The sequence below is a fragment of the uncultured Winogradskyella sp. genome, assembly GCF_947498005.1.
Lineage (GTDB): Bacteria > Bacteroidota > Bacteroidia > Flavobacteriales > Flavobacteriaceae > Winogradskyella.
Map to the genome: position 1 here is coordinate 61,668 of NZ_CANMIW010000003.1, position 12,001 is coordinate 73,668.

General features: G+C 33.1%; 10 protein-coding genes. 6 read left to right on the forward strand and 4 right to left on the reverse strand.

Features of this window, described 5'->3' with window-relative positions; genetic code table 11:
* Positions 1-7: 7 nt before the first annotated feature.
* Positions 8-622 (reverse strand): hypothetical protein, encoded by a 615-nt coding sequence (locus Q0891_RS06170; RefSeq protein ID WP_299099813.1) that lies wholly within the window; start codon positions 620-622, stop codon positions 8-10.
* 188 nt (positions 623-810) lie between these two features.
* Here Q0891_RS06170 and Q0891_RS06175 point away from each other — a divergent pair, with 188 nt between their 5' ends.
* Together Q0891_RS06175 and Q0891_RS06180 are read left to right on the forward strand one after the other, a co-directional pair.
* Positions 811-2,073, forward strand: a complete 1,263-nt coding sequence (locus tag Q0891_RS06175) for a putative DNA modification/repair radical SAM protein (protein WP_299100584.1) — start codon at positions 811-813, stop codon at positions 2,071-2,073.
* Positions 2,074-2,847 carry a TIGR03915 family putative DNA repair protein gene (locus Q0891_RS06180; RefSeq protein WP_299099815.1) on the forward strand — a complete coding sequence of 258 codons (774 nt, stop codon included), beginning with the start codon at positions 2,074-2,076 and terminating at the stop codon, positions 2,845-2,847. It abuts the gene before it with no gap.
* Between the two features lies 1 nt (position 2,848).
* Here Q0891_RS06180 and Q0891_RS06185 read toward each other — a convergent pair whose 3' ends face one another.
* Both Q0891_RS06185 and Q0891_RS06190 read right to left on the reverse strand, forming a co-directional pair.
* Positions 2,849-4,561 (reverse strand): FAD/NAD(P)-binding protein, encoded by a 1,713-nt coding sequence (locus tag Q0891_RS06185; protein WP_299099817.1) that lies wholly within the window; start codon positions 4,559-4,561, stop codon positions 2,849-2,851.
* Positions 4,562-4,626: 65 nt separating this feature from the next.
* Positions 4,627-5,082 carry a hypothetical protein gene (locus Q0891_RS06190; protein ID WP_299099819.1) on the reverse strand — a complete coding sequence of 152 codons (456 nt, stop codon included), beginning with the start codon at positions 5,080-5,082 and terminating at the stop codon, positions 4,627-4,629.
* A 140-nt stretch (positions 5,083-5,222) separates the two neighbouring features.
* On the opposite strand from Q0891_RS06190, the gene Q0891_RS06195 reads away from it, so the two are divergent.
* Positions 5,223-8,150, forward strand: a complete 2,928-nt coding sequence (locus Q0891_RS06195; RefSeq protein ID WP_299099821.1) for an FAD-binding and (Fe-S)-binding domain-containing protein — start codon at positions 5,223-5,225, stop codon at positions 8,148-8,150.
* Here Q0891_RS06195 and Q0891_RS06200 read toward each other — a convergent pair.
* Positions 8,142-9,023, reverse strand: a complete 882-nt coding sequence (locus Q0891_RS06200) for a UDP-2,3-diacylglucosamine diphosphatase (RefSeq protein ID WP_299099823.1) — start codon at positions 9,021-9,023, stop codon at positions 8,142-8,144. The genes Q0891_RS06195 and Q0891_RS06200 overlap by 9 nt on opposite strands.
* Positions 9,024-9,231: 208 nt before the next feature.
* Between Q0891_RS06200 and aroC the strand changes: the two genes are divergently transcribed.
* The 3 genes from aroC to Q0891_RS06215 all read left to right on the forward strand — a co-directional run bounded on the left by aroC (position 9,232) and on the right by Q0891_RS06215 (position 11,954).
* A complete protein-coding gene (gene aroC, locus Q0891_RS06205; RefSeq protein ID WP_299099825.1) occupies positions 9,232-10,296 on the forward strand; it encodes a chorismate synthase in 1,065 nt (354 codons plus the stop codon).
* An 11-nt stretch (positions 10,297-10,307) separates the two neighbouring features.
* Entirely contained in the window at positions 10,308-10,565 is a 258-nt protein-coding gene (locus tag Q0891_RS06210) for a hypothetical protein (RefSeq protein WP_299099827.1), read from the forward strand.
* A gap of 63 nt (positions 10,566-10,628) precedes the next feature.
* Positions 10,629-11,954 (forward strand): dicarboxylate/amino acid:cation symporter, encoded by a 1,326-nt coding sequence (locus tag Q0891_RS06215; protein WP_299099829.1) that lies wholly within the window; start codon positions 10,629-10,631, stop codon positions 11,952-11,954.
* Positions 11,955-12,001 lie beyond the last annotated feature (47 nt).

The following is a 12,001-nucleotide window of genomic DNA, read 5'->3' on the forward strand; positions in this document are numbered from 1 at the left end:
TGATTTATCAATCTTTAATTAATGTTTGTTCTGCATCTCTATGTGCTACTAATTCCATAATTTCTTCAGGCGATAGGTAATATTTTATAATTCTATCTTTATACGATTGCGTAATGTCAGCGTGGTTTAAAATGAAGTCTTTCGTTTTTAAAATATAGTCTTCCATACCTTGTGCAACGGCAAAACTATCAGCACAACGTTCGGCTTCAATAATAGAATTCTCAGAAAACAAATACTTAATTCCAAACCAAATAAGATTTCCTTTAGTTCTATCTTGGTAGTCCATAATATGACCCAATTCGTGTCCAATCCAACCAATAAAAATATCGTCTGGTATGTGACGGGTTAAAAATTCTTTATCTGCAATTTTAAATTTCTCACTGATAAGAATAACGTAGTTTCTGTTCTTTTTAGATTTAAAAAAGCTGCCAAATGTTGGTCGTGCTTGCATTGTCGATTTTTTAATATTCTTTTTAAATCTAAATTCTATATTAATATTGTCTAATTGCGGATAATAGGCTAGAGCCGTTTCTACGTTCGTTCTAATGTCTTCAGGTATTTTGTGCTGTGCACTCATATATTGTTTACTTAGTATTACTATTATAATCATGAATGTTTTCATAATACTTCAATGTAAGGATTGCTGTTTTTTCTGATTAAAGGTTATCGTAGAAATCTTAACGCATTTCATAGGATTAAGACACAATCACAGTTAATTTTATTTTACTACAAATTGTAGTAGTTTGTAGCTTTTATATGTAGTATTTTTTTGTGATTCAAAAAATTTTAAAGAAAAAGGAGGAAAAAGAATTGTCTTTTCAACGTACCCAAGAAAAATTAAAAATACTCGCAGATGCCGCAAAATATGATGTATCGTGCTCATCTAGTGGAAGTAAACGCGCCAATACTAACAAAGGTTTAGGCGATGCCACAGGCATGGGCATTTGCCATTCGTATACCGAAGATGGTCGTTGTGTGTCGTTACTCAAAATATTATTAACCAATTATTGCATTTTCGATTGTGCATATTGCGTCACTCGAAAAAGTAATGATATTAAACGTGCTGCTTTCAAAGTGCAAGAAGTGGTGGATTTAACTATTAATTTCTATCGTAGAAATTATATCGAAGGCTTATTTCTCAGTTCTGGCATTTTTAAAAGTGCAGATTATACCATGGAACGCTTAGTTGCTGTGGCAAAGAAACTGCGTTTGGAAGAAAACTTCAACGGATACATTCATTTAAAATCCATTCCTGGTGCTTCAGATGAATTAATGCGCGAAGCAGGATTATACGCAGACCGATTGAGTGTGAATATTGAAATCCCTACCGAAGCTGGACTCAAAAAATTAGCACCAGATAAAAATCGTGAAGATTTTATAAAGCCGATGGTTAAGGTTAAAAATGAAATTATTCAGTATAAAGCCGAAAAGAAGATTATTAAAACCACACCAAAATTTGCACCAGCAGGTCAAAGCACGCAAATGATAATTGGTGCTAGTGGCGAAAATGATTTTCAGATTATGCAGACCTCAAATCATTTTTATAAAAATTATAATTTAAAACGTGTTTACTATTCGGGTTACGTGCCCATAAGTTATGATAATCGTTTGCCACAAATAGGAAGTGCTGTGCCAATGCTTCGCGAAAATAGATTGTATCAAACCGATTGGCTCATGCGATTTTATGGTTTTGATGTCAGTGAAATTTTAAATCAACAACATCAAAATTTAGATTTAGATGTAGACCCAAAACTGAGTTGGGCACTACGAAATTTACATGAATTTCCTGTGGATGTGAATACTGCAGATAAGCGTATGCTCGCCAGAATTCCTGGTTTAGGGATGAAATCTGTATACAAAATTTTAAATGCCAGACGATTTAGACGTTTAAATTGGGAACACCTGAAAAAGATAGGTGTTGCTTTAAATAGAGCCCAATATTTTATGGTGTGTGATAGCAATCAGTTTGAAAAACGCGATTTAACACCCGAAAAAATAAAGGGCTTAATTCTTCAGAATTCAAATAGCAAGTATCAAAAAACATTAAGTAATCAATTAAGTTTATTCAGTTAGATGATAGCGAAGAATTTAATTTACGATGGCACGTTTGATGGTTTTCTGTCTGCCGTTTTCTATGTTTTTGAGCATAAATTGAAACAGGTTCGTATTCAAAATGAATTTACCATGCAGCAAGGGTTGTTCTCAGATAATGAAACTATTGTTACGGAAGAAGTAAAGGCCAATCGGGTCTGGAAAGGCGTAAAATCTAAATTATCTTCTAAAGGCAGTTATCAATTGTACTATGCATTTTTAAGTGAGCAAATAGGAGTAGAGGATTTTCTACTAGATTATATGCGGTATGCTTTTGAGAAAAAATCGAATGCTGATAAAGATTACTCGCATCCATCCGTTTTAAAAATTGCACAACTCGCTAAATCCGTTGGGCGTGAAAAGCATAGAATGGAAGCCTTTGTGCGCTTCAGGTTAACTAAAGACGACATTTACTTTGCGAGTATTGAACCCGACTTTAATGTGCTACCACTGATTGAAAAACATTTTAAAAGACGTTATGCGGACCAAAAATGGGTAATTTATGATATAAAACGTGGTTACGGTTTGTTCTATGATTTAGACCATGTAGAAATTATTAACATGGATTTTCCAGCTGGATTTGATTTTACAAAAACAGAATCCGAATTTTTTGCCACGCAAGAATTTGAATTTCAGAAATTATGGCAAGACTACTTTAAAGCTACGAATATTGAATCGCGTAAAAACATGAAACTTCATATTAGGCACGTCCCAAAACGTTATTGGAAATATTTAAGCGAGAAACAACCCAATTAAACTATAATTTGTTGACGTAAGCTGATGCCCAATTTTCAATGCGTGGACCAAAACACTCTAAAATAGCATCAACACCAATAACACTGCCTTTGGCTAAGCGACCTAAAACCGCAATAGGAATATCACGTTTACCGTCTGCTGTAATAACGTAAGCATCATCAGAGGTTTCAATACCTAATTTTGAATGCATAGGTTGAATTAAATCATCTTTCAGTAGGTTTTTTACTAAAGGCGAAGTAATGTCTAATAATTTTGGTGCATCCAAAACACTGTTAATCATTGTAGAACATGTAACGGTTTTGTTGTCTTCATTTTCTAATTGCCAACCATCATTAATCATATTAATAGTTGGGTCTTTTAAAAACTCTAAACTTAAAACTTCAGCATCAACTAAGGCTAACATTTGCTGCATACTTTCAATTGGTGGACCATAGGAATACCGTTTACTACGTTCATCTAATGCGATAAGATCTTCAATAATTTCGTTATCTAATTGTGCATAAGAAAAGGCTTTGTACAAGGTAGGTTGGCAATGGCGCCAAACTTGACCGACGCAAAAATCGAGTGAAATAGTAGCAGTGCCTAATGCCATATTCACATAAGCTTCTATTAAATTATATGCCGAAATGGTTTCATCTTGAAGCAATTCATGTTTATAATCGGCATCTTTTAACCAATTAGAAATGATGTTTTCTAATTCTTCATTACTGAAACTGTGATTGAATGCGTTTTGATTTAAATCGTTATAAATTCGTGATGCAATCTTAGCAATAGGTTTTATAATAAAACTAATATGAGTTGCTGTTGCGTCAGTTTGTGTAATCGCTTCTATTTCCGATTTAAAAAACTCTAATTCACTTTTGGTTGGCTTGTACCAATTATCAATATTTTCATTTAACGGTTTTGGCGCTAATGGCAAACCATCTAAAGAAAACGGAATAAGTTTTAGGTGCTGTGTTTTTGTTTTATAATACACCGTTTTAAAGGTTGAATTATCAACCACTTTAAAATTTCCGTAGTTGTTAATAACGAGATAACGCATTATATCTACCATGGCTAACCCAAAACCTCTAATACCAATAGTAATGTTTTCGGTATTTCTAGTGCTTTCTAACTGATTAACAGGGTAGGCATCTGCAAACACCAGCAAATTAGAATTATTTTCAGTATGCTGTTGCCAAGCTTTTATTTGGTCTGATGTTTTTGTGGTTTGATGACCAATAGTCAAAAGCACATCATCACATTGCCAAGATTCTGTTTTAGATTTCAGAATTAATTTATCATTTCTATGAATTATGGATTGAATTTCAGCAGAAATATATTTTATAAGGTCTAAATTTTCGGTTTCGGATTTAATAGAATTAAAACGTTCGTTAAGGTATTTGCCTAATTTTTTTCTAGGTGGAAATGTATCGTTTTCATGAGGTTCTAAAGCAAAATTACACCAATTATGATAGGATGGAAATGCTTCAATAGTTACATTTTTAAAATGTTGTTTTGGTCTACACCTTAGGCCAGTAAGCGCGCGCTCTGTTATATTAATCCAGTTAGAATTAGGTTGTCCTTCATACCAAACATGGCCAGCACCTGGTTCTTTTGAATTTTCAAAAATTAGTATTTCAACTTCTTTATCTTGTTGAGATAATTCAGTAATAACATTTTCTAAAGCATAAAAACCTCTTGGGCCAAGACCAATGATTGCGAGTTGTTTCATGAGGGAAAAGTTAATAAAAAAACCACCTAAAAAAGGTGGTTTCATTATTATTTATTCTTTTGGCCCTAAAACTGATATCTTAGACTTAAAGCAATATCAAATCCTAAGTCGTCTTTAAGTACATCTCCAAAACTAATTTCTGGTCTAAAGTCTAAAGATATTAATAATGGAACATCAAAATTATATTCAATACCTACGTCTCCTGCAGCAAAAAGAAATGCGTCTCCTGCAGAACCTAAACCTCCACCAGCACCTGCGTACCAATTGATTCTATCTTCTATAGGCCAAACCCACTGGTATATACCTGCTAATTTAAATCCATCTTCATTGTAATAATCTCTCCAGCCTAAATCAACTTCTAATCTATTATTGTCTCCTAAAGCACGTTGGTATGTAATTTCTGTTCCAAAACCATTGCTATCTCCAATTCTTAGCCCTATGGCATTGTCTGCAATCTCTTGAGCTGATGCTATTGTGGTAAACCCTATAAAAATGGTACTTAATAAAAATAATTTCTTCATAATAATTCTACTTTTTAATTCTTAGTTTTAACAATTGTAAAATTGCTTTTCTTCATAACGCCAAAATTATGTGAAAATTGAAGGACGAGCTTTGATTTTATGACAATTTTATAACTTGAATCCGTCAATTATTAACGTATATGCTAAATGTAAACCTTGGGAAGCTTAAAAAGCTAAATTCTGATTTGGAAGGCGAATTACATTTTGATGATTTAATGCGAAAATTATACGCAACAGATGCCTCAGTTTATAGAAAATTGCCTTTGGCAGTTGCTTTGCCAAAGCATAAAAAGGATTTAAAATCTTTAATAAATTTTGCCAAGAATAATAACACGTCATTAATACCAAGAACAGCAGGAACTTCATTAGCAGGACAATGTGTAGGCGAAGGTATTGTGGTTGATGTTTCTAAATATTTTACGCGAATTTTAGATATTAATGAGTCTGAAAAAACAGTAACAGTTCAACCAGGTGTGGTAAGAGATGAGTTGAATAATTACCTCAAACCTTTTGGCTTATTTTTTGGACCGAATACATCAACCTCTAATCGTTGTATGATTGGTGGCATGGTTGGGAATAATTCGTCTGGAACCACATCCATTCAATATGGTGTAACTAGAGATAAAGTGATTAGTCTTAAAACCATTTTGAGTGATGGGAATGACGTTGAATTTTCGGAATTAACTTCTGAAGAATTTCATAATAAAACCAAATTAAATTCGCTTGAAGGCCATATTTATAAAACCATATATAACACTTTAGAACCTGAAGCTATTCAAAATCAGATAAAGGATAATTTCCCTAAACCCACGATTCACAGAAGAAATACAGGTTATGCCATTGATGAGTTAATTAAGTCTGATGTGTTTTCAACTTCAAGTTTAGGTTTTAACATGTGTAATTTGTTAGCAGGAAGTGAAGGTACACTTGCCTTTACAACCGAAATTACGTTGCAGTTAAATGATTTGCCACCTACTGAAAACGCTATGGTAGCATTACATTTTAATAGTATTGAACATTGTATGAAGTCCGTTGCTCATGTGATGAAACACAATTTACATGCGTGTGAGATGATGGATGATTCTATTTTAAATCTTACAAAGCATAATAAAACGCAACAACAAAATAGAACGTTTATAGAAGGAAATCCGGTTGCTATTTTAATGTGTGAGTTGAGTGCTCATACATCTGAATTACTTCAGCTTGAAATAGATGCATTCTTGCAAACGGTATCGCAATTAAATTTAAGTTACGCACAACCTGTTTTAAAAGGTGCAGATATCAATAAGGCTTTTGAATTACGAAAAGCAGGTTTAGGTTTACTAGGTAATATTATTGGCGATAAAAAGGCTGTGGCATGTATTGAAGATACAGCTGTAGCACTTGAAGATTTAGAAGATTATATTTCAGAATTTACAGCGCTAATGACCACTTTTAACCAAAACGCTGTTTATTATGCACATGCAGGCGCAGGAGAGTTGCATTTAAGACCCATTTTAGACTTAAAACAAAAGGAAGATGTTCAGCTTTTTAGAGAAATTACAACTGCTGTAGCTCAACTTGTAAAGAAATACAAAGGTTCTATGTCTGGCGAACATGGTGATGGTATTGTGAGAGCAGAATTTATTCCGTTGATGATTGGTGCTGCGAATTATGAAATTTTAAAACAAATTAAATCTGCATTCGACCCTGAGAACATCTTTAATCCTCATAAGATTGTAGATGCCTATGCAATGGATGAGAATTTACGTTATGAAATCAATAGAGAAGAACCTCAAATTGAAACGCTGTTAGATTTCTCAAGTTCTGAAGGTATTTTGCGAGAAGCAGAAAAATGTAATGGTTCTGGTGATTGTAGAAAATTACCCGAATTTGGTGGTACGATGTGTCCGAGTTACAGAGCTACAAAAAATGAAAAAGATACCACTAGAGCAAGAGCAAATGCGTTACGAGAATTTTTAACGAATTCAGAGAAAGCGAATAAGTTTAATCATGAAGAATTAAAGGATGTTTTCGATTTATGTTTAAGTTGTAAAGCATGCTCAACCGAGTGTCCAAGTAGTGTAAATGTGGCGGCTTTAAAAGCGGAGTTTCAATACCAATATCAGCAAGCAAATGGTGTGCCTTTTAGAACAAAATTGTTTGCTTATAATAACAAAATTAATGGGTATGCGAGTAGAGTTCCTAAGCTAACAAATTTTATGTTTTCTAACGGATTTACAAGTTCGATTATAAAATCTGTTGGCGGAATTGCGAAAGAACGCAGTTTGCCTTTGATTTCTAATAAAAGTTTAGGTAAAGAGTTTCAATTAGTTAAAAATAAAATAGTTAAAGAAAATTATGTTAAAGAGGTGTTTCTTTTTAATGATGAATTTACGAATCATTTAGATACAGAAATTGGTGTAGATACTATTGCGCTTTTAAATCATTTAAATTACAAGGTTTCTATGATTTCTCATGCTGAATCTGGTAGAGCAATGCTCTCAAAAGGTTTGGTTGCTGAAGCTAAAAAAATGGCGAATGAAAACATCTCAAAATTCAAAGATTTAATAACGGAAAACACACCTTTAGTTGGTATTGAGCCTTCAGCGATTTTATCATTTAAAGATGAATATTTAAAGCTAGCAGATGATAAGGATTCGGCACAATCTATTGCAAAAAACACGTTTTTGATTGAAGAATTTATTCAACAAGAAACTGAATTAGGAAATATAAAACCTGAGCATTTTACTAAAGAATCAAAAACTATTAAATTTCATGGTCATTGTCATCAAAAGGCATTAGCGAATCAAAAATCGAGCTTTGATGTCTTGAATTTACCAGAAAACTATAACGTTACTATTATACCGAGTGGTTGTTGTGGAATGGCAGGAAGTTTTGGTTATGAAAAAGAACATTATGAAGTAAGTATGCAAATTGGAGAACAAACCTTGTTTCCTGCTGTGCGTAAAGCTTCAAAAAACACGTGTATTTCGGCAAACGGAACCAGTTGTAGACATCAAATTAAGGATGGAACAGGTCGCGTTGCAAAACATCCAATTTCAATATTAAAAGACGCTTTACTTTAGTTTGTCTTTGTCCTTATTTTTATCTTTGTTTTTTTTAGATTTTGGCTGTTCAACGATAGTGATTGCAGCAATTAGCTCTTTAAAATCCATGTCCTTTAGATCTTCATCTGTGTAGAAGGCAGACAATTTATCTTGATTGTAGTTATATACCTTCCAACGTTTAAACTGATATTCTAAGGCGGTAAAATTTTCTACCCAATCTCCAGAATTTAAATAAGTGGTTTTACCATGTTTGTTTCCAACCGAAAGCATTTTCGGTTGATGAATATGACCACAAATTACATAATCATAGCCGTTTTCAATTGCTAAATCTGTAGCGACTTTTTCAAAATCGTTAATATACTTCACAGCGCCTTTAACGCTATTCTTAATTTTCTTAGATAGGGAATACCGTTCTTTTCCTATTTTATCTAACCACCAATTTACAAATCTGTTTATTAGTATCAATAAATCATAACCATAGCCACCTAATTTAGCAAGCCATTTGGCATTCTGAATTGAAATGTCAAAGACATCACCATGAAAAAACCATGCTCTCTTGTCGTCTAGTTCTAAAACCAATTTGTTTACAATTGAAATATTGCCAATTTCGGTATCTGTAAACTTTCTCAGCATTTCATCATGATTACCAGTTATGTAAATAACTTCGGTTCCGTTTGCAGCGAAATCCATTATTTTTTTGATTACCGATAAATGCGATTTTGGGAAATAACGTTTCTTAAATTGCCAAATATCAACGATATCGCCATTAAGAATCAATTTTTTAGGATCAATACTGTTTAAGTAAGTTAATAACTGTTTAGCATGACAACCGTATGTGCCAAGGTGTACGTCAGATATAACAGCAATTTCTACTTTTCTTTTAATTTTCACATTATTGAATCTTAGTATGGCAAAGAACTTCAATATTTATAATTTTCGTGTTAACTCATAATTATTTAATTATGAGTTAATTGTTATTAAAAAATGAACTAAATGTTAAGTGAATTGAATCTAGTTTTTTAATCATTATTACAGGAAAATTAGAAAGCTATTTTCGTTTTAATAATATAACAATTACATTAGCGTAAAATAAGTTGCAATGGCAGGAAATACGATCGGAAAATTATTTAAACTTACAACATTTGGTGAGTCTCATGGAAAGGCAATTGGAGGCATTATTGATGGCTGTCCTGCAGGAATAGAACTCGATTTTGAAGCTATTCAGAATGAATTAAATCGAAGAAAACCAGGACAATCTAAAATTGTTACGCAGCGAAAAGAACCAGATACAGTAGAGTATTATTCTGGTGTTTTTGAAGGTGTCACTACAGGAACGCCAATTGGTTTCGTAATTCATAATACCAACCAAAAATCTAAGGATTACGGTCATATAAAAGATGTTTATCGTCCTAGCCACGCAGATTATACGTATGATAAAAAATATGGTGTACGCGATTATAGAGGAGGAGGCCGTAGTTCTGCACGCGAAACAGCCTCTAGAGTTGTAGCAGGTGCTATTGCAAAACAATTTTTACCAAAAATTGAAATTAACGCTTTTACGTCTTCAGTAGGCGATATTTTTATAGATAAACCTTATCAAGATTTAGATTTTAGTAAAATAGAATCTAATATTATTCGCTGTCCTGATGAAGCTACTGCAGAAAAAATGATTTCTAAAGTAGAACAAATTAAAAAGCAAGGCGATACTATTGGTGGTACAATAACTTGTGTTATTAAAAATGTACCTGTTGGTTTAGGAGAACCTGTTTTTGATAAACTACATGCCGAGTTAGGAAAAGCTATGTTATCTATAAATGCTGTGAAAGGCTTTGAATATGGAAGTGGTTTTTGTGGTGCTAAAATGAAGGGAAGCGAGCATAATGATTTGTTTAACGAAGATGGATCTACAAAAACTAATTTGTCTGGAGGAGTTCAAGGAGGAATTTCTAACGGAATGGATATCTATTTTAGGGTTGCCTTTAAACCTGTTGCAACGGTTATACAAAAACAAGATGCCTTAAATAGTGCAGGTGAAATTGTAGAAATGCAAGGTAAAGGCAGACACGATCCTTGTGTTGTGCCGAGAGCAGTTCCTATTGTAGAAGCCATGGCTGCTTTAGTTTTAGCAGATTATTTATTGCTAGATAGAGTAACACGTCTGTAATTTCTAATTATTTGAGTTTAGAAGAGGAAAATAAAAAGAAGCGTAAAGAAATTCCATTAACCACGGAAGAATGGCTAACTTTTTTCTTTTTTCCATTTCAAAGTAAGGGTGGTTTTATGAATACCCATGATTTAAATAAAATGGAAAATGAAAGGTTTGAAAAGTATGGTTTTGAAAAAAAAATTGAACAAGCTTCTCAGGTAAGAATATTGGGTATATTTTTCTATGTTGTAACTATGTTATTCATTATATCTATTATAAATGGATAAAGATCGTTTAGTACGGAATCAAACAATATCACACCAATTTTGAATAAGAATTAAATTAAAAGCATGAAAAAACTAGCATTACACTGGAAGATAATTATTGGAATGGTTCTTGGAATCATCTTTGGATTTGTTATGAATTCAATGAGTGGTCAACAATTTGTAACAGATTGGATTGCACCTTTTGGTAAGATATTTATCAATCTTCTAAAGTTAATTGCTGTTCCATTAATTCTAGCTTCATTAATAAAAGGGATTTCAGACTTAAAAGATATTTCTAAAATAAAAAGCATGGGATTGCGTACCATAGCGATTTATATAGGTACCACATTGGTGGCTATTGTTATTGGTTTAACCATTGTAAATGTGGTAAAACCAGGAGCAGGAATGCCAGAAGCAACCATAGAAAAGATTAAGCTTAAATACGAAAATGATGCAGGTGTAACTGATAAATTAGCCAAAGCGAGTGCGCAGCAAGATGCAGGACCTCTTCAAGCTTTAGTAGATATTTTTCCAAGTAATATTTTTCAAGCTATGGGAGAAGCTAAAATGCTTCAAGTGATATGTTTTGCTTTATTAGTTGGAATCTCTTTATTATTAATAGGAGAGAAGAAAGCCAAGCCATTAATTGATTTCTTTGACTCTCTCAATGAAGTCATTATGAAAATGGTAGATTTAATAATGCTCTTTGCTCCTTATGCCGTTTTTGCTCTAATGGCGAATGTTATTATAGCTTTTGATGATACCGAAATACTCCTTAAACTAGTACAATATGCGCTTTGCGTTGTCTTTGGTTTGGTATTAATGATTGGTTTCTATTTAATTTTAATAAAAACGATTACTAAAAAATCGCCAATGTGGTTCTTAAAGAATATGAGTCCTGCGCAATTATTAGCATTTTCAACAAGTTCTAGTGCTGCAACGTTGCCAGTAACTATGGAAAGAGTTGAAGAGCATCTTGGTGTAGATAAAGAAGTTTCTGGTTTTGTTTTGCCTGTTGGTGCAACCGTTAATATGGATGGTACAAGTTTATACCAAGGTATTGCTGCTGTATTTATTATGCAAGTGATTTGGCCAGAAGGGCTAACGTTTACTAACCAAATTGTAATTATTTTAACAGCTTTACTTGCCTCTATAGGTAGTGCAGCTGTGCCAAGTGCAGGAATGGTAATGTTGGTTATTGTATTAGAATCTATTGGATTTCCGGCGGAATTATTACCTATAGGATTAGCGCTGATATTTGCTGTAGATAGACCTTTAGACATGTGCAGAACTGTTGTGAATGTTACTGGTGATGCAACTGTATCAATGATAGTAGCAAAATCTCAAGGTAAGCTGCATGATAATCCTAAACCAAAGGAATGGGATGATAATTACGATGCTGTAAAGTAGGTAGCGAATTATTTGTAAGAATAATAGTAAATCGTTTGCTGAGCGAA

What these genes read in the sequence shown, in the direction of transcription:
- Q0891_RS06170 (WP_299099813.1), bottom strand. Translation starts at nt 622, where the DNA reads ATGAAAACATTCATGATTATAATAGTAATACTAAGTAAACAATATATG.
- Q0891_RS06180 (WP_299099815.1), top strand. Translation starts at nt 2,074, where the DNA reads ATGATAGCGAAGAATTTAATTTACGATGGCACGTTTGATGGTTTTCTG.
- Q0891_RS06185 (WP_299099817.1), bottom strand. Translation starts at nt 4,561, where the DNA reads ATGAAACAACTCGCAATCATTGGTCTTGGCCCAAGAGGTTTTTATGCT.
- Q0891_RS06190 (WP_299099819.1), bottom strand. Translation starts at nt 5,082, where the DNA reads ATGAAGAAATTATTTTTATTAAGTACCATTTTTATAGGGTTTACCACA.
- Q0891_RS06195 (WP_299099821.1), top strand. Translation starts at nt 5,223, where the DNA reads ATGCTAAATGTAAACCTTGGGAAGCTTAAAAAGCTAAATTCTGATTTG.
- aroC (WP_299099825.1), top strand. Translation starts at nt 9,232, where the DNA reads ATGGCAGGAAATACGATCGGAAAATTATTTAAACTTACAACATTTGGT.
- Q0891_RS06215 (WP_299099829.1), top strand. Translation starts at nt 10,629, where the DNA reads ATGAAAAAACTAGCATTACACTGGAAGATAATTATTGGAATGGTTCTT.